Raw genomic sequence first — 24,533 nt, 5'->3', positions numbered from 1 at the left:
AGAACGACATGGCTACGATCCGACTTGCGCGCGCCGCGCCCAGCGCCGCGAGTACCGCCGGCGTCGCCCACCGCTCGGCCAGCGACCAGCAGACGGTGCTGGCCGCCAGCACCAGGCCGACCGCGCCCGCGCCGGGCGCCCCGGTCACCGACGCCGCCGTGAGCAGCGCGACGACGAGCGCGGTCAGCGCGACCAGCGCCGCCGGATACGGCAGCCCGGAGGCCAGCACCCACGCCGCGCCCGCCCCACCGGCCACCGCCCAGGCCACCAGGTCGAGCGGGCCCCGCCACCGGTCCACGCCCGGCAGCCGGCGGGCCAGCACCGGACCGCACGCCGCCATGGTGAGCGTCACCGCGGTGGCCACCCCGCCCGACCAGGCGACCTCGGGCCCCAGCGCGTCCCGCGCCGGGCCGCCGGGCGCGCCGGCCCAGACCCGGGTCGCCCAGCCGGCCGGCTCCAGCACCGCCTCCGCCACGGCCGGCAGCCACCACCACAGCGCGCCGGCGTGCACAAGACCGGCCGCGCCCGCCGCCCCGAACGCCGCCTCGCGCCGCCGGCCGGCCAGCACGAGGCACAGCGCCAACACCCCGACGGCGCAGGCCAGATACCCCGCCGGCCGCCACTCGGCCGAGGGCAGCGACACCCGCACCACGCCCCCGACCGCCCAGATCGACGCCAGCGCCGACCCGGCCCAGCACGACACCCGCACCAGGGTGCCGAACCCCGCGCCCCGGTACCCGGCCCACCCCAGCGCCGCCGCCCCGACCAGCAGCGGCGCCGCCGCCCGCAGCGCCCCGCCGGTGCCGGTCGCCCCGACCGACAGCGCCCCCGCGAGCAGCAGCGCCGGCACCCCGGCGAGCAGCCCGCCGACCGTCGCGACCCGCCGCACCGCGGCCGTCCCCCAACCGGACAGCACCGGCGGCAGGTTCGCCACGCCGGTCAGCAGCAGCGCCCACCCGAAGCCGTGCGGACCGGCGTCCAGCGCCACGGCGACCAGCACCGGCACCGGCTGCGCCAGGCCGACGGCGGTCGGCGGCACCGCGCGCAGCCCGGGCAGCAACCGCCCGTAGCCCGCCCACAGTCCGGCCAGGACCGCCACCGCCACCGCCACCGCCGCGAACCAGGCGCCGTCCGCCCCTGGCAGCGCCACGCGGTGCAGGGCGTAGGCGTCGAGGGCCAGCAGCACCAGGCCGACGCCGGCGACCACCTCGGCGGTCACCGCCAGGGCGCGGCGCAGCAGCACCGCGGGCAGCGCGAGGACGGTCAGCGTCGAGAGACCGAGCACCGCGCCCCGGCCGGCGATGCCGAGCCGGCCCCAGCTCAGCAGGGTGAAGGCGACGGCGGCCACCGCGAGCAGCCCGCCGCCGAGCAGCAGCAACACGGTCCGCACGGCCGGCGGCGACACGTCCGCGACGGCCCTGGCGGGCGGCCGCGCCGGGGCGAGCAGCGCCGCGCGCTCGCCGAGCAGGGCGCCCGTCCGCGCCCGCAGCCACGCCACTTCGGCGTCGATCGCCGCGACCCTCGCCACGACGGCACACCGCTGACACCCGGCGTCCCCCACGGCCAGGCCACAGCCAGGGCAGCGACCAGCGGGCGGTATGGCACGTTCCATCCCGCCACCCTCGCGCGCCCCGCCCAGGACCGACATCCGGCGGCGTACTCAACCGCCCCCTGAGTACGCGGCGGGTCGCCGGGCGCCTCGTCTCCCGGAACCTCCCGGGCCTCAGAGCATCGCCACTCCCACCGCGGCCGCCGCCACGAGCACGACGACCACCAGGACGTCGACCGTCACGTCCCGCTGCTCCGAGCGGTGTTCGGCCGCGGGGTCGAGCGTGAACTCGGCCGGGTCGGCGGGGGTGTAGTGGACCGTGACGTCACGGCCGTACGCGCCGGCGGGGTCCGGGAGGTTCGACGTGCAGTGGGCCGTGACGGCCCTGCCCTCGCGGTGTCCATCGCGGCCAGGCTCTCGAAGCGGCGGTGTGGGTGGCGCGTCACTTGAGTCCGGAGTGGGACAGTCCCTCGACGAACTGGCGCTGGGCCAGCACGAAGACGATCAGCATCGGCAGGACGGTCATGGTGGCGGCGGCGAGTTGGGTGTTCCACATCGGGCCGCCGTAGGAGTCGGTGAAGCGGGTCAGGGCCTGCGGCAGGGTGAAGAGCTCGGGTGAGGTGAGGTACACCGTGGGTTCCAGGTAGAGGTTCCAGGAGGCGAGGAACGTCAGGATCGCCACCGCCGACAGGGCCGGTCTGGCCAGCGGCAGGCAGATCCGCCACCAGATCGCGGGACGGCCGAGGCCGTCGAGGCGGCCGGCCTCCTCCAGTTCGACGGGGAGGGCGATGAAGAACTGCCGCATGATGAACGTGGCCAGCACGCACGGCCCGGCCAGCGCGGTCACCAGGATCAGCGGCCAGTGCGTGTTGATGAGGCCGGCCGACGTGAACAGCTGGAACAGCGGCACGATCGTCACCTCGCTCGGCACCAGCATCCCGGTCAGCACCACCAGGAACAGCGCGTTCGCGCCGGGAAACCGGATCCTGGCGAAGGCGTACCCGGCCAGGCTGGACACCAGCAGGGTGATCAGCGTGACCAGCACGGCGATGTAGACGCTGTTGACGTACTGCTGGGCGAAGGGCTGGAAGCTGAACGCCTCGCGGTACGCGGCCAGCGTCGGCGAGTCGGTCCACAGCGAGGGCGGGGCCCTGAAGATCTCCGCCAGCGGTTTCACCGACGCGGCGACCATCCAGATCGTCGGCACCACGAACGGGATCGCCAGCACGCCGAGCGCGACCACCAGCAGTACCGACCGGACTCGGTCAGTCCTCATAGAACACCCACTTACGGCGCAGCTGCCATTGCAGCAAGGTGAGCAGCATGACGAAGGACAGCAGCATCAGGGCCAGCGTCGAGCCGTAGCCGATGTCGTTGAACTCGAAGACCTGCTGGAACACGTAGTACACGAGGACCGTGGTGGACAGCTCGGGACCGCCGCCGGTCAGGACGGCGATCTGGGCGAAGGACTGCAACGCCCCGGCCACCGTGACGATGACGGCCAGCAGCACCGTCGGCGAGATCATCGGCAGCGTGATCCGGGCGAAGACCGTGCGGCTGTTGGCGCCGTCGATGCGGGCGGCCTCGTACAGCTCGCGCGGCACGCTCTGTAGGGCCGCCAGGAACAGCACCATGTTGACCCCGACGCCGCGCACCACCTGGGTGACGATCACCGACAGCATCGCGGTGTCGCCCTGCTGCAACCAGTTCGGCCCGTCGATCCCGACGGTGTCCAGCAGGCCGTTGACGCCGCCGTTGTCCTGGAGCAGGAAGCCCCAGACCAGGGTCCAGGCGACCACGGAGACCACCACCGGGGAGAAGAACAGCGTCCGGAACACCGTGACGCCGCGGAACCTCCGGTTGAGCAGGACGGCGATCAGCAGCCCGAGCGTGACGTTGGCGATCACCACGCCACCGCAGAAGAGCGCCGTCGCCAGCAGCACCTCGGGCAGTTGCGGATCGTCGGCCAGGGCCGCGTAGTTGTCGCCGCCGACGAAGGTCTGCTCGCCGGTGAAGACGTTCCGCTCGTGCAGGCTGTACCAGATCGCCATGCCGACCGGCAGCAGGACGAACAGCGCCACCCCGAGGAGCTGCGGCAGGACGAACAGGTAGCCGGTCAGTACGTCCCGCCGGCGGGTCGTCCAGAAGACCGGCCCTGATCCGCGTGCGGCCCTGGCGGCGGCCCGCGCGGTCGCCCGGCCGGTGGCGGCCCGCCCGGTGGCCGGCGGGCTGGTCCGCTCGGCGGCCCGTGTCGTGGTCACCGGGCCAGAATCGGATCGATCGCGGCGCAGACCGAGCGCAGGACGGCCGGGATGTCGGCGTCGGGCTGCCACATGGCGTCGAGCGCCGTCTTGCCCCGCTGGGCGATCTCCGCCGGGCTGGTGTGGTTGGGCAGCGTGACGGCGTCCGGCAACTGGTCGACCACCGCGGCCTGGAGCTGGGCGGCGTCGAGCACCTCGTTGTTCGCGGCGAGCTGGTCCCCGGTCAGCAGCGACATCCTGGGCGGCGGGAAGTACTGGGCCAGCTGGGCGGCGTTCTCCGGATTGGTCAGGTACGCGAGGAAGTCCGCCGCCTGCTCCGGGTGCTCGCTGGAGGACAGTACGCCCATCCCGGCCTGGCCGAGGACGGAGTAGTCGCCGGCGGGGCCCGCGGGCAACGGGTGGAGCGCGAAGTCGAACTCGCCGGTCAGCAGCGAGGCGCGGGAGACCTGCGCGACGGTGAAGGCGGCGTCGCCGGCGAAGAAGTCGGCGGTGGTGCCGGGGCCCGGCATCGCCTCGCTGGTGAACACCGCGTCGTGCAGGAAGGTGAAGGCGTCCTCCATCTCGGGGCTGTCGAAGGTGCAGGTCCTGCCGTCCGCGCTCCACGCCGCCGCGCCCCAGCCGGTCCACACGGTGGCCAGCGTGTTCCACGCCGTGTAGTCGAAGTCGCGGACGACGAAGCCGGCCTCGCCGGTCTCGGCGTGGACGGCCGCTCCGGCGGCCGCGACCTGGTCCCAGGTCAGGGTGGCCGGATCGATCTCCTGCCCGGCCGCGGCCAGCAGGTCGGTGTTCACGTAGAGGGCGTAGGGCGAGTTGGAGAACGGGTAGGCGTAGAGCGTGCCGTCCCGGCTGTACTCCGCGGTCGCGCTGTCGAGCAGGTCGTCGTACTCCCAGCCGGGGGTGGCCTCGAACGTCTCGGTCAGCCCGAGGAGCGCGTCGGAGGCGATGAGATCCCGCGACAGGTCGCCCATCCAGGCGAGGTCCGGGGCGTTGCCGCCGGCTATCTGGGTGGTGAGCGTCGTGTTGTAGTCGGCGAACGGGAGGCTCTCGAAGGTGATCCCGGTGACCTCGGGATGGTCGGCCAGGTAGGCGTCGGCGATGCTGTCGAACAGGCCCAGCTGGGCGTTGTCCGAGGTCCAGACCGTCATCCGCAGTTCCACCGCGCCGTCGTCCGAGGTGTCGGACGTCGACCCGGAGCAGGCGGCGCTGAGTGCGAGGACCGTCGTCAGGGCGACGGCGCTCGGCACCTTTCTGGTTCTGATCATGGGTGGTTCCTTATCGAGCGTGCGGGTCGGCCGGTCCGGCTCAGTAGCCGACGATCTCCGGCCAGTGGAGTTCGACGCCGGCCTCGGTCAGGCGGCGTTGGAGCTGTTCGACGAGTGCGGGTTCCGCGGCGACCTGCCGTGGGCTCAGTCCGCGGTCGAGGCAGAGCGCGGCGAGTTCGCCCGCGGACTCGCCGACGTTCCATTCGACCGGGTGGAGCCGGTAGGCGCCGTTGGTGATGTGGGTGGTGCCGATGTTCTTGGCGGCGGGGATCAGGTTCTGGGTCCTGACCGGGACCAGGGCGCCGAGCGGGATCTCGAACGGCGCGGACTCGACGTCGATGTAGTTGTCGCCGCCGGTCGAGGGGTGCAGGTCGATCCGGTACATCCCCACCCCGACGGACGCGTCGAACCTGGCAGGCCCCGCGGTCCCGCGTGAGGTGATCGAGATGTCCTGCTCCCGGACGGTGGTCAGCGCCCTGATCCGGCGGGACTCCCGGATGTACGGGGCCTGGGCGAAGCCGTCGCCGGTTCCGACCAGGTCGCCGCGCAGCCGCAGCCCCGGCCACCCCCGGCCGCCGTCGGGCCTGGGCGCCTCCGTCTGTAGCCAGTGGACGTAGGCCCGGGACTGGGCCTTCGCCGCGGCCAGGTGCCGCGGTCGTTCCTCGGTGTCGATGATCGAGCCGCCGACGTAGTCGAGCTGGGGCCAGTTGGCCAGCACGATGTCGCTGTCGTACAGGCCGTCGGTGAAGGTCCCCCGGGCGGCGATCCGCCGGAACTGCCACAGGTCCTGGTCCCCGGCGTCGAACCGCGGATCGCCCGAGGCGTCCCGCTCCGGGTTCACGATCATGGTGCGCTGCTCCGGCACCAGGGTGCGCGGATTGGGCGCGGTGAACGACAGCATCGGCGCGCCCCAGTAGGGCAGCTCGAACGAGCGCCACTCGTCGTAGTCGTCGGGCCGGGGGATCGTGTGGTCCCCGGCGGCGTGGTCGAAGACGAAGCACCAGGCGATCGACTGCACGTTGGCCGGGTCGGCGATGTCGGGAGCGCTCGGCTCACCGGTGTCGGACCGCGCCTCGGCGCCGACGACGTACTCGGTGCCGGTGAGCGGCAGCAGGTCGCCGGTCTCGGTGCCGTCCAGCACGAACTCCGCCGCGATCACGCTCTCGGTCCCGGTCCGCGGATCCGCGACCGTGACCGTGCGGACCACCCCGTCCACCGTCTCGGTCCCGACCGGGACCGCGGGCTGCAGGACGGTCAGCCGGCCGCTCGACCGGTACGGCGCGAGGAGCGCCTCGATCACCGCGAGCGCCACCCGCGGCTCGTGGCACAGCTTGCTCACCCGGCCGCGCCCCGGGTTGAGTTCACGGTCCGCGCGGGCCGCCGCCGACAGCGGGTAGTGGTCCCGGTAGTAGCGGCGGATGTTCTCCCGCAGGGTCCGGTAGCGGGCGGTCACGCCGAACCGCTCCACCCAGATGTGCTCGTCGGGTGGCACCGCCTGCGACGTCAACTGGCCGCCGAGCCACGGGTACTCCTCGGTCAGCACCACCCGGTGCCCGCGCTGCAGCAGCGCGAGGGCGGCCGCCACCGAGCCGAGTCCGCCGCCGATCACCGCCACCTCCGTGGTGATCCTGTTCATGACCGCCTCGCCGACCTGGCGGCGATGGTGTCGCCCGTCTCCACCTCGGCGACCAGGAGCCGCTGGGTGTCCAGACCGGCCCACTCCCGCGGCTCTGTGGTGATCAGCTGCCTGAGCAGTTCGAGTGCCTCGGCGGCGACCTGCCTGCGCGGCACGCGGAAGCCCGTCAGCGCCCGTCCGTCGGTGCGATGACCGCGGACCTCGCCGAACGCGGCGACCGAGAGCTCGCCCGGCACGTCCACCCCGGCGCCGACGAGCGAGAGGACGACGTCCTCGGTGAGGAAGGCGTCCTCGGCGATGATCAGCGTGGCCCCGGTGGCCCTGGCCAGCCGGGGCAGCTCGGCGACCCGCTCCTCACCGACCAGCATGAACGCCATGCGGCCGGCCGCCGAAGCGGCCTCGACCGCGCCGCGCCGGTCCCGCGCGGTGGCGGTGTCCCGGCCGCGGTGCACGTACAGGGCCTGGCGGTGTCCGCTGTTCGCCGCCAGGTCGATCAGGGCGTTCGCCGGGGTGACGTAGTCGACGCCGACGTACGGCACGGCCGCGGTCGTCTCGTCCCTGCGGCCGACCGCGACGAACGGGAACTGCTCGGCGACCAGCCGTTCCAGCTCGGCGCCGACCATCTGCTGGCCGAGCAGGACGCAGCCGTCGGTGAGCCGCAGCCTGGTCTTGCGGTGGAAGAGGCTGCGGGTGCCGTTCTCGACCGGCGAGGACGTGAAGAGCAGCAGGTCCCAGCCGATCTCCTCGGCCGCTCGTTCTATCCCGTTCAGCAGCGGGCCGTAGAAGTCGAGGCTCTCGGGCGACAGGGCCTCCTCGTAGGTGAAGACGCCGATGATCTGGTTGTCAAGGCCGGCCAGCCGGCGGGCCGCCGGATCGGCGACGTAGGTCGCCTCCTCGAGCGCCCGCTTGACTCGCGCCCGGGTCTCCTCCGGGATGCGCACGTTCGTGTCGTCACGGTCGTTCAGCACCACCGAGACGGTGGTCTGACTGACCCCCGCGATCTCGGCGATCTCGCGCTGGGTGACCCGACGCGGCTTCGGTGGCATCGATCCTCCGGTGATAATGCGTAACTTCAGCAGACGCCGGAGACGTTAAACCGGCAGAAACAAAAGTGCAATACCCCTTGACCAACCGCCTGTCTGGTTGAGACCGTCCGTGCCACGAAGTTGAAGATAGGCATTATCAACGGCCAGTGTGCGGCCGGACGTGCGCACCCAGGCGCGCGTGTGGCCAGACGGGAGCAGACGATGACGACCCCACATGCCGGAGACGCCCACCTCAGCCGTCGAGGTCTTCTCGGCGCCGCGCTCGCCGCCGGCGTCGTGCTGATCGCCGATCCCACCCCCGTGACGGCCCACGCGGCGGACGGCGACGTCACCCTGACCGCCGGCGGGATCAGCCTGCTGGCGAGCGTCGGCGGCCGGCTCGCCATCCGTGACGCGGCCGGCGTCACCCGCAGCGCGGGGTCGAGGTTCCAGATCAAGGACCGGCTCACCGGCATCCACCTGTCGACCGGTGGCACCCCCGCGCTGGCCGCCCTGCCGGACGGGACGCCGGCGATCCGGATGGACTACACCTTCGACGCGGCCGCCGGGCCGACCACCGTCACCGGCTGGTTCAGCGTCACCACCGGGCACGCCGGTCTTGAGTGGCGGATCACCGGCGCGGACACCCTGGTGCCCGACGGCTTCCTGTTCAGCCGGGCGATCCAGGCGCCGGCCGCGCCCGACGACTACCTCGCGATCACCGCATGGGTCCGCGACGCCGGCGGCGGCATCCCCTACGAGGAGACCGCCGGCGTCGCCCACACCTCGGCCTGGAGCGGCCTGCACGGGCTGTTCCTGCTGGACCGCTCACGCCAGGCGTGGACGAACGCGACCTGGATCCACGCGCCGGGCACGGCCGACCCGGCCGGCGGGTGGACCAGCCGGGCCGACTTCTTCTTCTCCGAGACCAGTCCCTCGGCCACGGCCACCATCGGCCGCGGCCTGGAACTCGGCCTCGAACTGACCACCGACCGGGACTTCAACCTCTACCAGGCCCCCGAAGAACCGATGCGGCTCACCGCCCTGGTGGCCAACGGCGGCGCCGCCCGCACGGCCGAACTCGAGCTTTCGGTGCGCGACTTCGACGGCGTGCGGCTGGCCGCCACCACGGTGACCGGCAACGTTCCGGCGGCGGGCACCTGGCAGCACACCTTCACCGTGCCCGCGCCGGCCGCCGGCATCGTGTTCGCCGAGGTCGTCGTGCGGTCCGCGGACGACGAGGCGTTCGCCAGGACCAACCTCGCGACCCTGCCGCCCTTCACCTACCGGGCCGGCACGGACAGCATGTTCGGGATCGCCAACTACCCGTGGCTGCTGCGGCCGAATGCCGACGCCCTGCTCGACCTCTGGCAGTTGGCCGGCGTCTCGCTCGTCCGCATCGCCTACGAGGGCGGCCCTGGCCTGCCGCCCTCGGCCTTCGACGCGCGGGGCATGCGCCACAACATCGAACTGCAACCGCGTCTCGACGTGACCGACACCGTGGCCGAGGCCTGGGCGGCCGACAACCTGGCCGTGGCGCAGGGGGCCGGCGCCGAGTACTTCGAGGTCGGCAACGAACTGAACCGGCCGTTCAACACCGGAGACGCCGCCCGGGCCTACCTGAACCTGGCGATGCGCCCGGTCTTCGACCGGCGGGCCGCGACCGGCGCCGCCATCAAGCTGATGAACAACGGACTCGCCGGGATGGACAAGCCCTGGGTGGAGAACTTCGTCGCCGCCGGCGGCTGGGACCTGATCGACGCGTTTGCCTACCACCCAGGTCGCGGCAACTTCACCCCCGACTACATACCGCCGGGCGACGACTGGGGCACAGGCCCCGAGGGCACCTACTGGAACTTCTACGGCGGGCTGAAGCAGCTGAAGACGCTGATGGCGCTCCACGGTGAGAAGGAGATCTGGCTGACCGAGGCCTACGCGCCGACCAGGCCGAACAGTTGGTGGCACGACACCTACCGGCACGCCGCCGAGAACGTCCTGCTCACCCTCGCGCTGGCGAAGGCCGAGGGCGTCACCTGCGTGTGCTGGTACCAGTTCCACGACAGCGTGCTCGGCATGCCGGGGATCGCCGACCCGGAGAACGTCGAGTACCACTACGGGCTGATGAACCGCGACCTCAGCCCCAAGCCGTCGCTCCTGGCCTACGCGAACGCGGCTCGGGTGCTCGACCTGGCCACCTTCCGGGGCTGGCTGACCCTCCCCGACCCGGAGACCTTCGGCCTGTGGTTCGACACCCCGGAAGGACCGGCGGTCGTCCTGTGGAACCGGGCCGACGGCTACCTGCTGAACACCGCGGGCACGCGCACCGACTGGCACTTCCCCGCCCCCGAGGTCTGGGTCGACCCCTGGCCGACCAAGACCCGGCTCACGGTCACCGCGGGCGACGAGGTGCGCGAGCTGGACGCCATCGGCCGCGGCCGGCGGCTGTCACCGGCCCAGGGCCGGGTGACCCTCACGCTCGACGGCGCGCCACGCGTCTTCTACGGCCTGAAGCCACAGGCCAGGTCGGGCACCAACACGCTGGCCGGCAGCCGCGTGCGCACGCCGGGCGACCGGTCGTCGCGGCCGTCCTGACCGTCCCGTCCGTCCCGTCCGTCCGTCCGTCCGGGGATCGTTCCGCGGCGTAGCGGCGCCCCTGCTGAGAGGGTGTACCGCATGGCCGATGTGGTGGAGATCAGACAGCTGCGGTACTTCCTCGCGGTGGCGGAGGAGCTGAGCGTGACGGCGGCGGCCAAGCGCTCCCACATGGCCCAGCCGGCGCTCAGCCAGGCCATCACCAAGCTGGAGCGGCAGCTCGGCGTGGCCCTCTTCGACCGGGCGGGGGGCCGGCTTCGGCTGACCGCGGCCGGCCGGCTGCTGGTTCCCGAGGCCAGGACCCTGGTCGACCGGGCGCGCGAGGTGAGCGAGTTGGTGCCCCGCGCCCAGGGCCCCGAGCCGACGGTGCTGCGCGTCGGCGCCATCACCTCCGCGGTCTCGGGGCTGCTGCCCCGGGTGTTGCCGGCGTTCCTCGCCGCGCATCCCTGGGTGGTGCCCCGGGTGTCCGAGCTGGGGCAGCGGGCGCAGCTCGCGGCGCTGCGGGCTGGCGACATCGACCTGGGCGTCTGCCGGCTGGCCGGCGCCGAGCCCGACCCGGGCGCCGAGGTGCTGCCGCTGGTCGACGAGCCGCTGCGCTGCGCCGTGCCGGCGGATCATCCGCTGGCCGGCGGCGCGTCGCTGTCGCTGGCCGAGCTGGCCGGGCGTGATCTGGTCGGCTTCCCGCGCTCGTTGGCGCCGGTGGCCTACGACACGATCGTCGCGGTGTGCATGCGGGCCGGGTTCTCGCCGCGGTTCGGCCACGAGGTGCACAACGACCAGGCCATCCTCGGCCTGGTCGCGTGCGGCCTCGGGCTCGCCCTGGTTCCCGAGTTGACGACCCGGATGACGATGCCGGGCGTGGTCTACCTGCCGTTCGTGGAGGAGTACGCCGTGACCCCGCTGTCGGTCGTGGTCGGCGCCGCGGGCCCGCCCGAGGCGGCGCTGCTGCTGCGGTCCGCGCTCAGCCGGGCGTTCCCGCCGGGCGGGTGACGTCCGGCCGGGGGACGACCGGGCTCTCGGCGAACCTGGACGCCGCCATGGTGGCGACGTCGAAGCCGGTGCCGCGCTCCAGGGTGAGTTCGGCGGCGATCCGGCCGAACGCCGGGGCCAGCTTGAAGCCGTGGCCCGAGAAGCCGGCCAGCACCACGGCCCGGTCGGTGCCGGGGAGTCGGTCCACGACGGCGGTGCGGTCCCGCGTGTAGGCGTCGAGGTAGACGGCGTACCTGACGGGGTCGGGGTGCAGTCCTGGCAGCAGGCGGCGGACCGCCTCGCCCACCGGGCGCAGCCTGGCCTCGTCGAAGTCCCGGGTGAACGCCTCGGGTCCCGGCAGGTCGCCCCACGCGTCGGCGAAGCCGGTCTTGACCGACATGCCGTCCAGCATCGGCACGCCGAACAGGTGGGTGCCTTCGGTGTCGCGGATGAACGCGGGGAACCGCTCGGGGGCGTAGGGGGCCGGGTCGGTGGGGGCGAACCAGGTCAGGACGATCGGCCGGACGGTGAGGTGCCCGGCCAGGGCGGGGGCGAGCCGCTCGGTCCAGGGTCCCGCGGTGAGGACGACCCGGCCGACGGTGTACTCGGTGCCGCCCGCGGTGATCAGGACCCGGTCGTCCTCGGGGCGCACGCTCTCGACCGGGGTGTGGTCGAGCAGCCGGGCGCCGTGCCGGCGTGCCTGGCCGCAGGCGGCCAGCACGGCGAGTTCGGGGCGGAGCACCCCGCCCATCGTGTCCATGACGCCTATCTCCCCTTCGCGGGGGAGGTGTTGCGGGTACCGGGCGGCGAGCTGCTCGTGGTCGAGGATCTCGTGGTCGAGGCCGTGCTCGTCGACCGACCGCCTGACGTTGCGCATGGGCGGCAGCTCGGGCAGGCCGATGGAGAGGCAGCCGGTGGGCTGGAACAGCGGCAGGCCGCTCGCCTTCGCCAACTCCGTCCACAGTTCCCTGGCGCTCCTGAGCATCGGCACGTAGCCGGCGCCCTCGTGGTAGGCCATGCGGAAGAGCCGGGACTCGCCGGCCGAGGCGCCCCGGTCGTGGGCGAGTCCGTACTGCTCGAAGCCGAGGACCGAGGCTCCCGCGCGGGCGAGCCGCCAGGCCGTCATGGATCCCATGGCTCCCAGGCCGATGACCGCTACGTCGGCGTCCACAGCAGGTTCCCTCCAGTTCGATCGGGGTTGTCGGGTGGTGCGGGATGTCCCGGGCCGCGCGGGTCAGGAGACGGTGTCGCGGGCCGCGGCGTCGGCCGGTCGTCGCCAGGCGCCGCGGGCGAGGAGCAGCGCGGCCACGGTGGTGAGCACTCCGAGGACCGTCCAGCCACCGGCCAGCGCCCATGCCGCGCCGGCGGCGACGATGGTGGGGGTGAGCGTGACGGTCAGCGTCTCGATGGGGGCGAGCGGCAGGTAGGCGAGGCCGAACTCGTCGAGGGTGCGGGACTCCAGCTTCGGGTCGCTCATCCGCAGCAGGGCGATGCCGGTGGAGACGGATCCGGTGGCCCAGCCCCAGGTGAACAGGGCCCGCTCGAACCAGTCGCGCTCGAACACCCGGGGCGCCACGACCAGGAACAGGGTGAGGCAGACGGCGAGGCCGAGGACGAAGAGCAGGAGGAGCGGCGTGACGTAGTCGGCGACGAAGCTCGGCACGATGGAGGCGATGCCGCAGACGATCAGCACGTCGGTGGCGGTGCCGGAGACGCTCCTGATCGTCCGCGGGTCGACGTAGTGCCAGGCCGGGGTGCGGCTGCCGGCCAGCCGGAGCAGCATGCCGACGACGAAGGCCAGCGCGAACACCGGGACCGCGAAGTCGGGGTAGAGGTCGCCGGCCCACTCGGCGAGCCCGTAGGCGGCCGCGGACACGGCGGCCACCAGCGAGAGTTGCAGGGCCAGCGGCTCTATGGAGACGGCCGAGGTGGTGGCGGTGCCGGTCGAGGTGCGGTCGGCGGGTTCCCTGACGAGCCCGGAGCGCAGTTCCTCCGGGAGGCTGCTGAAGGTGCCCACGCCCTTGGCGTGCCCGCGGCGCGCGCCCCAGTTGGTGATCACGATGCCGCCGACGATGCCGACCAGCATGCCGACGGTGGCCGAGGTGAACCCCAGGGAGCTGGCCTGCTGCCAGCCGTCCTCCTCGAAGGCCGAACCGAGCGCGGCGGCCGTGCCGAATCCGCCGGCCCAACCGGCGAACAACAGCGCGCCGAACGCCTCGGGGGTGCCCCATATCGGCCCGAGGAATATCAGGGCGAGCACCATCCCGAGGCCGACCTGGATGGTGTAACTGCCTATCGAGTAGAGCGAGAAAGAGCCGGTCGATTTTCCGAAGGTGCCGAATCCGGAGTCATTCGACAACGCGAGGCAGGCGAACACGACGACGATCAGCACGGAGGCGTAGGTGCCGAGTTGGTCGGAGAACGGCAGGACGTCGAGCGCCTCGGGGCCGAGCAGCAGCCCAAGGCCGCCGGCCAGCACGCTCGACGGCAGCATCAGCCGCTGCACGAACACCAGGTGGGCGCGGAGCAGCGCGCCGACGACGAGCAGCGCCGCCACGAGTCCCGCGTCGCTCAACAACGACCAGGGCGTGTATTCCATCCGTCTACTCCTCCGCCGCGCGTGCCCGCCTTTACCAGGAGGGGCTTAGCCAGGATTTCTATCAGCGGGGCGCGGCGGAGGATAGGCAACGGCCTATACGAACAGCCGGACAAGGCTATACGCGGCGGTTATGGCGGGAAATGCTGACGAGCATGTCACCGGTCGGAAACATGGGTGTGCCAGCCGGCCGACCGGCTCGCGACCGCGACCCGAAGGCGCCGGCGGAGGCGGGGACTCACGGCCTCGGCGTTCAGTCGTGGTGGGTGTCCTCGACGTGCGCGGTGCCGGCGATCGACGCGGCCGGGGCCAGGGAGACGATCGCGGGCAACGCCAGCAGGGCGGCGCCGAGGCCGAGGGCCAGGCTCGGCAGCACGCGGGCACGGTGGCGGCCGGCCGTGACGCCGTCGATCAGGCGGCGGACGCGTTCGGCGAGGTCGGAGCCGCCCATCGGCAGCACGCCGGCGCCCGGTTCGGCGTCGGGTGCCGAGCCGAGTTCCAGGAGCGCGCCGGCCACGGTCCGGTGCCCGTGCCGTCGGGCCGCCAGGTCGTCCGCGGCCATCTCGGTCAGGCGGCGGACCTGCGGCGCGTAGTCGCGGAGCACGCCGGTCCAGCCGGTGGCGGCGGTGACGGTGTCGGCGACCAGGATGGCGTGGTGGTGGCGCATGCGCAGGTGGGCGAGTTCGTGCTCGACGGTCGCCGCGAGCTGTCGGGGGGTGAGCAGGCGGAGGGCCCCGGTGGTGAGCACGATGCGGGCTCGGCCGCCGGATCCGGGGACGCAGAACGCCGTGGGCGTCGCGTGGTCGAGCACCCGCAGCCCCTTGATCCGGCTGCGCCTCGGTTCGCCGAGGGCGTCGGCGACCAGCCGGTGTTCGGCCCGCTGCCGCCGCGCCCTGACGAGGCGGATGGCGGCCTGGCCGGAGAGCGCGCCGACGCCGGTGAGCAGGATCACCAGGGCGACGTCGGCGACGCCGGTCAGGGGTGAGGAGCCGGCGTAGGCGGCGTGCACCTTCGGCTTCTCCGCGTGGAAGACCCACACGACCGCGTGTTCCCACAGGTCGTGGGCGGCCAGCAGCAACACGGCGGTCAGGGATGCGAAGAAGCCGAGGACGCAGGCGTGCCAGAGGCGGAGCGCGGTCCGCGGGTAGCGGACGACCCAGGCGGCGCCGGCCAGCAGGCGGGCGGCCGGCCCGCCGAGCAGGAGCGCGTGGAGGAACAGGACGAGGACGACCAGCACGTCAGTCTCCGTCCGGTTTCGTGGCGCCCGGCTCGTCCCCGGCGAGTGCCGCCCGGAGGGCGGCCGCCTCGGCGGGGTCGAGGTTGCCGGCGAACCGCACCAGGGCGCCCGTGCGGTCGGCGGTGGTGTCCAGGGCCTGGGCCAGCAGCGCGGCGGTGTAGTCGTCGGCGCTGCGGGCGGCGGAGTAGCGGTAGGCGCGGCCGGCCTTCTCCCTGGTCAGCCAGCCCTTGGCGCGCAGTCGGTCCACGATGGTCATGACGGTGGTGTAGGCGAGCGGGCGCCGTTCGTTGAGGGAATCGGTGAGGTTCTGCACGGTCAGTGGCCCGGCGCCGCGCCACACCACGCTCATGACCTCGGCTTCCAGCTCTCCCAGCGCTCGCATCCTCGCCCACCTTCGTCCTCGTACCCGGTTCGGTGCCCCGCGGGGTCACCGCTGCCAGTGTGCCGGGCCTCGGCTCGACCTCGTCGACCGGAGGTCACGAACACCCACCCCCACAAACTCCTACAGAGTGTAGTAGTTTGCGGAGCGTGGACGCCGACCCCCGCGCCTCCGCGCGATCCGACCCCGCCCCGCCCCGCGACCAGACGCCCGCGGGCGGCCCCCGCATCCCCGGGATGCGCGAACGCCTCCCCGACGAGCGGCGCCCGTTCACCCTGCGCCCCATGACGCCCGGCGACCTGCCGTTCGTGGTGGAGGAACACCTCGGGCACTTCCCCGACGGGTTCTTCGCCCGCCTCGGCACCGGCTTCCTGACCGCCTACACGCACACCTACCTCACCGGCCCCGACGCCCGTTCCTACGTGGCCGACACCGGCGGACGCCCGCTGGGATTCCTGGTCGGGGTACTCGACCCGCCGGCCCACCGGCGGCACGTGCTGCGCTCGCACGGGCCGCGCCTCGCCGGACGCGCCCTGCTCGGCCTCGTGGTCCGCCCCCGCCTGGCATGGCACTTCCTCCGCACCCGACTGGGACGCTACCTGCGGAAACTCACCCCCGGCCGGCGGGCGACGAGCCCCACCTCCGCGGCGCGGCCGGGGGCCACGGCCGTGTTGTCACACGTCGTCGTCACCCGTTCCGCGCGCTCGTCCGGCATCGGTGCCGCCCTCCTCCACCGGTTCGTCTCCGACGCGGCCACGGCCGGCTGCGCCCGCGCCAGCCTGGTCACCGCCGTCGGCCCCGACGGCGCCGGGCCCTACTACGAACGGCACGGCTGGGTACTCCGCGGCGAGACCCACACCCCGGACGGCCGCCGCCTGGCCACCTACGACCTCTCCCTCGACCCCCGCCTCCCCCACCTCCCCCACCCCCCGGAAGGACCGGACCGCCGACCATGCGCCGACCGCTGACGGCCGTGCTCACCGCCGCGCTCCTGGCCGCGACCGGGTGCTCCGGAGCCCAGGGTTCCGACGGCGACTCCGCAGCCGACTCCCACCCCGACGTGTCCGACACCCCGAGCCCCACCGAGCCCGAGCAGCCGAGCGCCGACCCCGTCGTCCGGGAGATCTCGCCCGAGCAGTGGAACGAGATGGTGGTGGCCGGCATGTGGCGCGAGGGATGCCCCGCCACCCGCGAGGACCTGCGCCGGGTGGAGATCAACCACGTCGACTTCGAGGGCGAGGTGCGGCGAGGGGTCCTCGTCGTCAACCGGGACATCGCCGACAGCGTCGCCCGCGTCTTCACCCGGCTCTTCGAGGAGGGCTTCCCGATCCGCCGGATGCGGCCCGTCGAGGAGTACGAAGGCGACAACAACGCCAGCATGGCCGACGACAACACCGCCTCCTACAACTGCCGCCGCCCCGACCAGATCAACGCCCCCCAGGACGAGTCGCCACACGCCAACGGCCGCGCCATCGACATCAACCCGCTGGAGAACCCCTGGATGGACCTGCGCTGCGAGTGCTGGTCACCGGGCCCGGAGTTCGCCGAACGCACGGAGGGCCCGGGGAAGATCCTCGAAGGCGGCCTCGTCTGGCAGACCTTCACCGACGAGGGCTGGATCTGGCAGAACATCGACGTGCCCGACTACATGCACTTCGACACCGGCTACCCCTCAGGCCCCTTCGACCCCCTCGACCCCCTCGACCCCGAAGCGGCGCGGGAGAACCAGGAGAGTGAGACGAACGCCCCCGCCCCGTAGGGGGTGCCCGGCCCGGCCTGCCCCGCCGCGATGACCCCCTCGATGAACGGACATTCGGCTCTACGATGTGCGGGTGAGCACGAGCAGCGAGACGGCAGACGCACAGCACTCGCGGCAGCCCGGGGACGACGCCCGCCTGGAGGTCGCCGCCTCCGTCCTGACGCTGCTCGCCGACCGCACCCGCCTGGCGCTGCTGGAGCGACTCGGCCGGGGCGAAGCGGACGTGACCACCCTCACCGAGTTCGCCGGGGCGGCCCGGCCGTCGGTCAGCCAACACCTGGCCAAACTCCGGCTCGCCGGCCTGGTCGCCACCCACAAGGACGGCCGCCGGGTCGTCTACTCCCTGCGCGACGGACACCTGCGGCGCCTCGTCGAGGAGGCACTGAACGTCGCGGATCACCAGATCCGCTCCCTGCCGCCCCACGACTGACCTGGCACGCTCCATGACGGCGCCCCGAAGCCCACCACATGTGCACGTGTACGCACGCATTATCTATGATGAGGAGGTCGCACACCACCGATCCGGGACGGGACCGATGCTGTCCGTACTCCGCAACCGCACCTACCGCCGCCTGTTCACCGCCCAGGTCGTCGCCCTGGTCGGCACCGGCCTGGCGACGGTCGCCCTGTCCCTGCTCGCCTACGACCTCGCCGGCTCCGACGCCTCCGCGGTGCTGGGCACCGCGTTGGCGATCAAGATGGTCGCCTACGTCGCCATCGGACCGCTCGCGGGCGCGCTCGCCGGCCGGCTGTCCGCACGAGCCCTGATGGCGACGATGGACATCGTCCGCGCCGGCGTCGCCATCACCCTTCCGTTCGTCACCCAGGTCTGGCAGATCCACCTCCTGGTCCTCCTGCTCCAGGCCGCCTCCGCCGCGTTCACCCCCACCTTCCAGGCCACCATCCCCGAAGTGCTGCCCGACGAACGCGACTACACCACCGCCCTGTCGATGTCCCGGCTCGCCTACGACCTGGAGTCGCTGTTCAGCCCGGCGCTGGCCGCCTTCCTGCTGACCCTCATCTCGTACAACTGGCTGTTCGCCGGCACCATGGTCGGGTTCCTCGCCTCCGCGACACTGGTCGTCGCGGCGGTCCTCCCCAAGTCGGCCCGCCAGGAGCGCACCGGCGGCGTCTACCGCGACGCCGTCTTCGGCTCGCGGCTCTTCCGGGCCACGCCCCGGCTCCGGGCCCTGCTCGCCCTCAACCTCGCCGTCGCGGCAGGCGGCGCGATGGTCTACGTCAACACCGTGGTCGTCGTCCGCGACCACTTCGAACTACCGGCCGGCGCCCTCTCCCTCGCCCTCGGCGCCTACGGAGCCGGCTCGATGCTCACCGCCCTCCTCCTCCCGCGGATTCTGGGCCGCCGCGGAGACCGCGCGGTGCTGCTCCCGGCCGCCCTCGCCCTCCCCGCCGTCCTGATCGCCATCGCCGGGATCACGGCCGCCCCACCCAACGCCTGGACGTGGACGGCGCTGCTGGGCACCTGGGCGCTGATCGGCGCCGCCAGCTCGGCGGTCATCACCCCCGCCGGCCGGGTCGTCCGCCGCTCGGCGAGCGACGCGGACCTCCCTGCCGCCTACGCCGCCCAGTTCTCCCTCGCCCACGCCTGCTGGCTGGTCACCTACCCACTCGCCGGCTGGCTCGCCGCCGGCATCGGCCTGCCCAGCACCGCCCTCGCCCTCGGCGCCATCTCCCTCACGGCGGCGCTGACCGGCGCACTGCTGTGGCCCAGGCACGACGCCGCCGCGCTGGAACACCAGCACACCAACCTGCCCGCCGACCACCCCCACCTCACCGACGCCCAACCCGACGACACCGGCTTCCGCCACCATCACCACTACGTCATCGACCGACATCACCACACCTGGCCGCCCCCAGCCCGCTCCAACGCCATGGCCGACCGCTGAAGGTGACAGCCGGAACGCACTCGCCAGCTGGCGGTATGCCCAGGTCATGGCTGAGCGCCGCCCGTATCCCGGTGATCTGTCCGATGCCCGTTGGGCGTTGATCGATCCCTGGGTCGAGCGTGTCACAGGCCGCAACGGGCGTCGGTGGGTGGGGGTTCGAGGTCGAGCAGATATGCGTCGACCACGTCGTCGACGCACCCGCTGCGGCCGAGGAGGTAGGCGCCGTGCTGCTTGCCGTCGACGGTGAGCAGGCTTCCGCCGAGAGCCCGCGCCATCGCGATGCCGCCCTCGGGTGGCGTCGCGGGCCACGCCTCGCATTCGCTGTGGTAGTTCCCCGCCGTGAACACGTCGAGGTCGAACATCGGCGCGACCTCCCCGATCTCCCCGATCTCGCGGGCGAGCGCGGTCTGTTCCTCCGGCGTCGGACGGGGCGAGGTCAGGCTGGGGGCGAGCTGATCAGTATCCCGATCTTGTCGATTCGGTGTTCTGGATTGCCCAGGTCGTCGGCCCAGTAGTTCCCGGCGGCGTGGTCCTCCTGGGTGGCGCACGTCGAGAGGGTGATCAGGGCCTGGCTGGGAGTGCGACCCGGATATCCGGGAACGGCGGCTCGCTGCTCTGCCAGGGATCGCTCCGAACGAAACGACGTCTCCCTGGTCTCGATCACCTGGTAGACGTAGGTGCCTTGGTCGGTGGCCACTTCGATCCTCGCGCCGTTCGGGAGGTCGGGGATCGCGAGGAACGGGCCGCCCGCCGAGTTTCGGTGCGCTGTCACCTGGTAGTTCCCGATGCCTCCTGGGCCGACTCCGCCGGACGGGCCGTGTGGGCTGGCCGCGATGCCGCGGTCCTGGATCTCCGTTCCCGGGGCGTCGTCGGTCTGACCCTGATAGGGCTCGACGCGCAGGTTCCGGATGTCGAGTTCCGGGATGGTCAGATGGGCGACCTGCGGGCGGCCGTCGCTGGTGAGGGGCGGTTCCAGCTCGGGGCTCGGGTCCTGGCTGGGAGCCGGCGTCTGGTCGGAGACCTCGCTGGCGCCCTGTCGGTCTTCCGGCGCGGGAGGTGCCTCGGGCGTGCTCGACGTGCAGCCGCTGACGGCGAGGAGCGTGGTCAGCCCGGCGACGAGGAGCGCGGTCCGGTTGCGCGGACGCGTCGCGACGGGCGGCGGTGCGGGGGGTATGTGTCGTGTCCACATGGTGTCGGCACCTCGGGTCCGGGTCGTCACGGGACGACGGGCCTGTCAGGAGGGCGGGTTCAGGTCAGGTGACGTTGGAGGAATGCGACGGTGTCCTCCATGGACTGGGTGAATCGGGGCCCGAAGGCGTGAGAGTCGTCGTACCAGTTGAGCTGGACGTCGACGTCTGCCTGAGCGAGCGCGGTGTGGGTCGCACGAGCCCACTCGGGCGGGCATTGCTCGTCGCGGGTGCCGTGGATCATCAGGACGGGTTCGGTGATGCGGTCGACATAGGGGCGGGTTGACATGTCTTGCCAGGCCGCCGGGTTCTCGTCGGGTGTGCCGTGGCGGCTCGCGTACTCCGCGCCATAGCCGTCGACCGGACGCTCGCCCCATTGCCGGTAGTTGTCCGACTCGAGCGAGGACTGCGCCGAGTAGACGATGCCGGCGTCGACAAGTCCTGGCGCCATCTCGAGTGCTTGGAGCACCACGCTGCCGCCCATGGAACGCCCCATCAGGCCGATCCGCTCGTCGTCGACGGGCAGCTCGGACGCCCGGAGCGCGGCGACGCCGCCGAGTACGTCGACGGCGTACCCGCGGTACAGCTGGCCCAACAGCTCAGGATCGTCGTCCGAACCGGCGTGTGCGCGGTAGTCGACGTGCAGCGCGACGTATCCGTTCTCGGACAGGTGACCGCGCTCGCGGGTCATGCCCTGCCCGGTGACGTAGGTGTCGCGGTCGATCCACCCATGGGCGAGCACGACCGCGGGGAACGGGCCGCTACCGGTGGGAACGTTGAGCACGCCGGTGAGGCGGAGCCCGTCACTGCGGTAGCCGACGTCGTAGGAGGTGTAGGCCGCTGTCTGCTCGCGGACTCTTCCGAGCTCGATCGGTGAGGCATCGGGCAACTGGTCGAAGTAGTCCGTGAGCGACGAGTGTTGGGCCGAATCCTCGGCCGGGGTCGTGGGCGCCTCGGTCGGCCGGCCGCCGGCCTCGGATCCAGCGGTCGCGGACTCGGAGGTCTCGGCGGGCGTCGAAGGCGCGGGCTGCTGGTCACGGTCGGTGTCGCTCCCGGATGTCGAGCAGCCGGTGACCGTGAGCGCGCAGACCGACAGGAGTGCGGCAACCAGGAGTCGTCGTGGGTTCACGCCGCACTCTCCACCCTCGACGAGACGGCGGCCGCGCGGCCCGGGCCCTGTGCCCCCCGCGGGCGCGACACGCGCCTGACCAGCAGGCAGGCGACGGCTCCGACTTTCCCGGTGTCGGACAACGGCCCGTCCTTCGTCCCCATGGCTCCACAGTAGACGCGCGTCGCCGGCGTTGGGAGGCCCTGCCAGAACCCCCTGACGGCGGTTCGGCGATGTCGACGGCCCTCGCCAAGAGGGGCTGTCGAGAGCCACCCGGGACGGTTCCGACGCCGTGATCTCACCCCTGACCAGCAGTCGCGGGACACCTTCAGCAGGGCGTCTTCGTGCGGCTCCACCTGTTCCCTGGGGTCCGGCAAATCGCCCGGCAGGCAGCGGTCACCTGATGATCACCAGGTGACATTTCTCTGCCCTTGCTCTTCTCCTGGCTCAGACCGCCAGGGACAGGCTGAGGTCCTGCCGTCAGCGGGCCGGTGGCCTTGGCCCCACGGGTGAAGGCGTCGTGCGGCTGTTGCCGTCGCCGAGGCTGATCAGCAGCGGAGCGGCGTACGGTACGAGGCCGGCTCAGGCGGCTTGGCCGAGGTCGGCGGCAGTCGGGTCCTGCCGGTGGAGCGGGGTGAAGTCCACGATCAGCTTCGGGTCGTACGCGCCGGGCTGGATGCCGAGCTCGTGGGTGGAGTACTCGCGGAACCGGTTGATGTGCTCGGTCAGGTACGGCGAGATGCGGGCCACCCCCTTGCCGGCGGCCACGAGAATCTCGCGCTCCCGTCGGTGAGGGCCTTCGGCCTCGCTTCCTGAACCGCGGCATCGACGGGTCGCGGAACGTGCTGGGCGTACTCGTCCAGGAGGCGGCGGGTGAGTGCGGGAGCGATCACGGTGACGCCGGACGTCGGGCGGAACCGCTTCAGGCCCCACGCACGTCCCGTGATACTGATCGGTAAAGACGAAGAAACCTTAGGGCTGACGACGAGGGCCGGGGGCACGTTGAAACCACTGGAGCCGGGCGACCCGCGGACACTGGGTCAGTACCGGCTGTTGCGGACGCTGGGCGCCGGTGGCATGGGAAAGGTCTTCCTCGGGCGTTCGGCCCAGGGGCGGACCGTGGCGGTGAAGCTCATCCACCCGCAGCTCGCCCTGGACCCGGACTTCAGGAGCCGCTTCCAACGGGAGATCGCCGCCGCGCGGCGGGTGGGCGGCGAGTGGACCGCGCCCGTGCTCGACTCCGACACCGAGGGGGAGATCCCGTGGGTCGCCACGGGATACATCGCGGGCCCGGCGCTGCACGACGTCGTGACCCGGTTCGGCGTCCTGCCGGAGCACACGCTGTGGCGGCTGGCCGAGGGACTGGCCCACGCCCTGACGGCCATTCACGACAGCGGCCTCGTGCACCGCGACCTCAAGCCGTCGAACGTGTTGGCCACGGTGGACGGTCCCCGCGTCATCGACTTCGGCATCGCACGCGCCGTCGGCGGCAGCGTCCTCACCAGGACGGGAACGGTGATCGGCTCGCCCGGCTACATGTCCCCCGAGCAGGTCAGAGGCGACACGCTGGGCCCCGCGAGCGACGTCTTCAGCCTGGGCGCGACGCTGACCCACGCCGCCACCGGCGCCGGCCCCTACGACACCGAGGACGGCGCGGCCCACGCGCTCATGTACCGCGTCATCAACGAGCCGCCCAACCTCCGCCACCTCGCAGGACCGCTGCGGGAGTTGGTGACCGCCTGCCTGGCCAAGAACCCGGGAGAACGCCCGGCGCCCCGCGAGATCGCCGCGGTGGCGCGCGCCCACCGCACCAGCGGCCCCTGGCTCCCCGCGAAGCTGATGGACCAGCTGCTCCGGGACACGGTGCAACTGCTCTCCATCGAGGAGCCCGCGCGGGACCCGGCAACCGACACACCGCCGCCGGCGCCGTCCGGCGCCCCGTCCACCGCATCGGACACGATGCGGCTGCGCGCCGTCACGGAGCCCGTGCGGGAGCGGCCGCCCGGCACGCCGCCACCGGTACCGACCGTCGACGCGCCACCCGCCGGCACCACGGACACCGTGCACCTGCGCGCCATCAGGCACCCGGCGCACGACCAGTCGGCCGGCACTCCACCGAAGAGACGGTCCCGCGCCGTGATCGCGGCGATCACGGCGATCACGGTGGTGGGGACGGTGGTCGCGCTGACCCTCGGCCTGCTGGACGGCGACGGCCGGGACACCGAGGCAGGCGCGGACGCCTCGCCCTCCGCGGGCACGTCCGACAACGGCCCAGGAGACGACGCGCCGGGACAACAGGACGAGGGCTCGGGCGGGGACCTGGACAAGCGGCCGTCCGGCGGCTCGTCCGGCGACCCGACCGACGGCTCCCCAACCGATGACCCGTCCGGCGACCCGACCGACGACTCCTCGGGCGACGAATCCGCCGACGATCAGGGCGACAACACGTCAGGAGAGTCCTCCGATGGCGGGTCTTCGGGCAGCGGCTCGGGCGAGAGCACGTCGGGCGGAGGCGGGGCGGACGGCGGATCGACCGGGGGCACGTCGGACGGCTCCTCGGGCGGGGGCTCCTCGGGCGGGGGCACGTCGGGCGGCGGCTCCTCGGGGGGCGCCTCCTCGGGGGGCGGCGGGGGCGGGGAGCCTCCAGACGACGGACTGAACGGGCAGGTCAGCGGCGACATGGTGGGCACGTGGGATGCGAGCCCCGACTACATCACCTATGACGGCAGCCGCTTCACGGGACACATCCTCGGGTGCTCCTACGACTTCCAGCTGGACAGCGTCGGTGACGGCGGACGCTCCGTGCACCTCTCCGGCTCGAACGGCTGCGCCGAGATCGACGTCAACCTCTGGCTGGAGAGCGCGGACACTGCGGGAATGAACGCGTTCGACTCCACCGACAGCTCGATGAGCGCGACGATGTACCGGGTGTGATACCCGCCGCCCCGCGGCTGCCTGCCTCAGGGGCTGCCGGGCGTCGGCCGTCGGGACCGCGCTGGCGGCCACGTCCCGCCGCGCGCACGTGCAGGATCAAGCCATGCGGATACGACGGATTTGGCGCGACCG

The 24,533-nt window shown here is 72.7% G+C and carries 20 protein-coding genes and 2 pseudogenes; 7 read left to right on the top strand and 15 right to left on the bottom strand.

Features of this window, described 5'->3' with window-relative positions:
- From ACYVPE_RS02805 to ACYVPE_RS02775, 7 genes and pseudogenes are all read right to left on the bottom strand, one after another.
- Nucleotides 1-1,528 (bottom strand): annotated as a pseudogene (locus ACYVPE_RS02805) (SCO7613 C-terminal domain-containing membrane protein); the annotation flags it as partial.
- A gap of 195 nt (nucleotides 1,529-1,723) precedes the next feature.
- A pseudogene (locus ACYVPE_RS02800) lies at nucleotides 1,724-1,942 on the bottom strand (DUF3592 domain-containing protein); the annotation flags it as partial.
- A gap of 49 nt (nucleotides 1,943-1,991) precedes the next feature.
- On the bottom strand, nucleotides 1,992-2,825 hold the full coding sequence (locus ACYVPE_RS02795) for a carbohydrate ABC transporter permease (RefSeq protein ID WP_461031729.1): 834 nt from the start codon (nucleotides 2,823-2,825) through the stop codon (nucleotides 1,992-1,994).
- Nucleotides 2,815-3,810, bottom strand: coding sequence for a carbohydrate ABC transporter permease (locus ACYVPE_RS02790; RefSeq protein WP_461031728.1), 996 nt, complete (start codon nucleotides 3,808-3,810; stop codon nucleotides 2,815-2,817). Before ACYVPE_RS02790 ends, ACYVPE_RS02795 begins: the two co-directional genes overlap by 11 nt.
- Entirely contained in the window at nucleotides 3,807-5,072 is a 1,266-nt protein-coding gene (locus ACYVPE_RS02785; RefSeq protein WP_461031727.1) for an ABC transporter substrate-binding protein, read from the bottom strand. Before ACYVPE_RS02785 ends, ACYVPE_RS02790 begins: the two co-directional genes overlap by 4 nt.
- Nucleotides 5,073-5,112: 40 nt before the next feature.
- Complete coding sequence (locus ACYVPE_RS02780; protein ID WP_461031726.1) at nucleotides 5,113-6,708, bottom strand: FAD-dependent oxidoreductase; 1,596 nt, start codon at nucleotides 6,706-6,708, stop codon at nucleotides 5,113-5,115.
- Nucleotides 6,705-7,754 carry a LacI family DNA-binding transcriptional regulator gene (locus ACYVPE_RS02775; protein WP_461031725.1) on the bottom strand — a complete coding sequence of 350 codons (1,050 nt, stop codon included), beginning with the start codon at nucleotides 7,752-7,754 and terminating at the stop codon, nucleotides 6,705-6,707. The genes ACYVPE_RS02780 and ACYVPE_RS02775 overlap by 4 nt, the downstream gene beginning before the upstream one ends.
- A gap of 201 nt (nucleotides 7,755-7,955) precedes the next feature.
- On the opposite strand from ACYVPE_RS02775, the gene ACYVPE_RS02770 reads away from it, so the two are divergent.
- Both ACYVPE_RS02770 and ACYVPE_RS02765 read left to right on the top strand, forming a co-directional pair.
- A complete protein-coding gene (locus ACYVPE_RS02770; RefSeq protein WP_461031724.1) occupies nucleotides 7,956-10,325 on the top strand; it encodes a hypothetical protein in 2,370 nt (789 codons plus the stop codon).
- Nucleotides 10,326-10,406: 81 nt separating this feature from the next.
- Nucleotides 10,407-11,315, top strand: a complete 909-nt coding sequence (locus ACYVPE_RS02765; protein ID WP_461031723.1) for a LysR substrate-binding domain-containing protein — start codon at nucleotides 10,407-10,409, stop codon at nucleotides 11,313-11,315.
- On the opposite strand, the gene solA is transcribed toward ACYVPE_RS02765, so the two are convergent.
- The 4 genes from solA to ACYVPE_RS02745 form a co-directional block, all read right to left on the bottom strand.
- The gene (gene solA, locus ACYVPE_RS02760) at nucleotides 11,287-12,465 is read right to left on the bottom strand and encodes an N-methyl-L-tryptophan oxidase (RefSeq protein ID WP_461031722.1); all 1,179 of its coding nucleotides are present in this window, start codon (nucleotides 12,463-12,465) and stop codon (nucleotides 11,287-11,289) included. The genes ACYVPE_RS02765 and solA overlap by 29 nt on opposite strands.
- A gap of 63 nt (nucleotides 12,466-12,528) precedes the next feature.
- Nucleotides 12,529-13,893, bottom strand: a complete 1,365-nt coding sequence (locus ACYVPE_RS02755; RefSeq protein ID WP_461031721.1) for a sodium/glutamate symporter — start codon at nucleotides 13,891-13,893, stop codon at nucleotides 12,529-12,531.
- Nucleotides 13,894-14,143: 250 nt separating this feature from the next.
- Nucleotides 14,144-15,127 carry a M56 family metallopeptidase gene (locus tag ACYVPE_RS02750; protein ID WP_461031720.1) on the bottom strand — a complete coding sequence of 328 codons (984 nt, stop codon included), beginning with the start codon at nucleotides 15,125-15,127 and terminating at the stop codon, nucleotides 14,144-14,146.
- Between the two features lies 1 nt (nucleotide 15,128).
- Nucleotides 15,129-15,509, bottom strand: coding sequence for a BlaI/MecI/CopY family transcriptional regulator (locus ACYVPE_RS02745; RefSeq protein WP_461031719.1), 381 nt, complete (start codon nucleotides 15,507-15,509; stop codon nucleotides 15,129-15,131).
- Between the two features lie 146 nt (nucleotides 15,510-15,655).
- Here ACYVPE_RS02745 and ACYVPE_RS02740 point away from each other — a divergent pair, with 146 nt between their 5' ends.
- The 4 genes from ACYVPE_RS02740 to ACYVPE_RS02725 all read left to right on the top strand — a co-directional run bounded on the left by ACYVPE_RS02740 (nucleotide 15,656) and on the right by ACYVPE_RS02725 (nucleotide 19,172).
- Nucleotides 15,656-16,474, top strand: coding sequence for a GNAT family N-acetyltransferase (locus tag ACYVPE_RS02740; RefSeq protein ID WP_461031718.1), 819 nt, complete (start codon nucleotides 15,656-15,658; stop codon nucleotides 16,472-16,474).
- On the top strand, nucleotides 16,459-17,265 hold the full coding sequence (locus ACYVPE_RS02735; protein ID WP_461031717.1) for a M15 family metallopeptidase: 807 nt from the start codon (nucleotides 16,459-16,461) through the stop codon (nucleotides 17,263-17,265). The genes ACYVPE_RS02740 and ACYVPE_RS02735 overlap by 16 nt, the downstream gene beginning before the upstream one ends.
- Nucleotides 17,266-17,338: 73 nt before the next feature.
- Nucleotides 17,339-17,695, top strand: a complete 357-nt coding sequence (locus ACYVPE_RS02730; RefSeq protein WP_461031716.1) for an ArsR/SmtB family transcription factor — start codon at nucleotides 17,339-17,341, stop codon at nucleotides 17,693-17,695.
- A gap of 106 nt (nucleotides 17,696-17,801) precedes the next feature.
- Nucleotides 17,802-19,172 (top strand): MFS transporter, encoded by a 1,371-nt coding sequence (locus ACYVPE_RS02725; protein ID WP_461031715.1) that lies wholly within the window; start codon nucleotides 17,802-17,804, stop codon nucleotides 19,170-19,172.
- 122 nt (nucleotides 19,173-19,294) lie between these two features.
- On the opposite strand, the gene ACYVPE_RS02720 is transcribed toward ACYVPE_RS02725, so the two are convergent.
- From ACYVPE_RS02720 to ACYVPE_RS02705, 4 genes are all read right to left on the bottom strand, one after another.
- Entirely contained in the window at nucleotides 19,295-19,534 is a 240-nt protein-coding gene (locus tag ACYVPE_RS02720) for an alpha/beta hydrolase (protein WP_461031714.1), read from the bottom strand.
- Between the two features lie 74 nt (nucleotides 19,535-19,608).
- On the bottom strand, nucleotides 19,609-20,361 hold the full coding sequence (locus tag ACYVPE_RS02715; protein ID WP_461031713.1) for a sortase domain-containing protein: 753 nt from the start codon (nucleotides 20,359-20,361) through the stop codon (nucleotides 19,609-19,611).
- A 59-nt stretch (nucleotides 20,362-20,420) separates the two neighbouring features.
- Entirely contained in the window at nucleotides 20,421-21,488 is a 1,068-nt protein-coding gene (locus tag ACYVPE_RS02710) for an alpha/beta hydrolase family protein (protein ID WP_461031712.1), read from the bottom strand.
- A 561-nt stretch (nucleotides 21,489-22,049) separates the two neighbouring features.
- Nucleotides 22,050-22,235 carry a hypothetical protein gene (locus tag ACYVPE_RS02705; protein WP_461031711.1) on the bottom strand — a complete coding sequence of 62 codons (186 nt, stop codon included), beginning with the start codon at nucleotides 22,233-22,235 and terminating at the stop codon, nucleotides 22,050-22,052.
- 174 nt (nucleotides 22,236-22,409) lie between these two features.
- Between ACYVPE_RS02705 and ACYVPE_RS02700 the strand changes: the two genes are divergently transcribed.
- Entirely contained in the window at nucleotides 22,410-24,401 is a 1,992-nt protein-coding gene (locus tag ACYVPE_RS02700) for a serine/threonine-protein kinase (protein WP_461031710.1), read from the top strand.
- Nucleotides 24,402-24,533: the final 132 nt, after the last annotated feature.

The sequence above is a fragment of the Streptomyces mayteni genome, from assembly GCF_054783955.1.
The sequence above is the reverse complement of the archived record's forward strand: the minus strand, read 5'-3'. Positions and strand labels throughout refer to the sequence as shown.

What these genes read in the sequence shown, in the direction of transcription:
- ACYVPE_RS02795 (WP_461031729.1), bottom strand. Translation starts at nt 2,825, where the DNA reads ATGAGGACTGACCGAGTCCGGTCGGTACTGCTGGTGGTCGCGCTCGGC.
- ACYVPE_RS02785 (WP_461031727.1), bottom strand. Translation starts at nt 5,072, where the DNA reads ATGATCAGAACCAGAAAGGTGCCGAGCGCCGTCGCCCTGACGACGGTC.
- ACYVPE_RS02780 (WP_461031726.1), bottom strand. Translation starts at nt 6,708, where the DNA reads ATGAACAGGATCACCACGGAGGTGGCGGTGATCGGCGGCGGACTCGGC.
- ACYVPE_RS02775 (WP_461031725.1), bottom strand. Translation starts at nt 7,754, where the DNA reads ATGCCACCGAAGCCGCGTCGGGTCACCCAGCGCGAGATCGCCGAGATC.
- ACYVPE_RS02770 (WP_461031724.1), top strand. Translation starts at nt 7,956, where the DNA reads ATGACGACCCCACATGCCGGAGACGCCCACCTCAGCCGTCGAGGTCTT.
- ACYVPE_RS02765 (WP_461031723.1), top strand. Translation starts at nt 10,407, where the DNA reads ATGGCCGATGTGGTGGAGATCAGACAGCTGCGGTACTTCCTCGCGGTG.
- ACYVPE_RS02755 (WP_461031721.1), bottom strand. Translation starts at nt 13,893, where the DNA reads ATGGAATACACGCCCTGGTCGTTGTTGAGCGACGCGGGACTCGTGGCG.
- ACYVPE_RS02745 (WP_461031719.1), bottom strand. Translation starts at nt 15,509, where the DNA reads ATGCGAGCGCTGGGAGAGCTGGAAGCCGAGGTCATGAGCGTGGTGTGG.
- ACYVPE_RS02735 (WP_461031717.1), top strand. Translation starts at nt 16,459, where the DNA reads ATGCGCCGACCGCTGACGGCCGTGCTCACCGCCGCGCTCCTGGCCGCG.
- ACYVPE_RS02725 (WP_461031715.1), top strand. Translation starts at nt 17,802, where the DNA reads ATGCTGTCCGTACTCCGCAACCGCACCTACCGCCGCCTGTTCACCGCC.
- ACYVPE_RS02720 (WP_461031714.1), bottom strand. Translation starts at nt 19,534, where the DNA reads ATGTTCGACCTCGACGTGTTCACGGCGGGGAACTACCACAGCGAATGC.
- ACYVPE_RS02715 (WP_461031713.1), bottom strand. Translation starts at nt 20,361, where the DNA reads ATGTGGACACGACACATACCCCCCGCACCGCCGCCCGTCGCGACGCGT.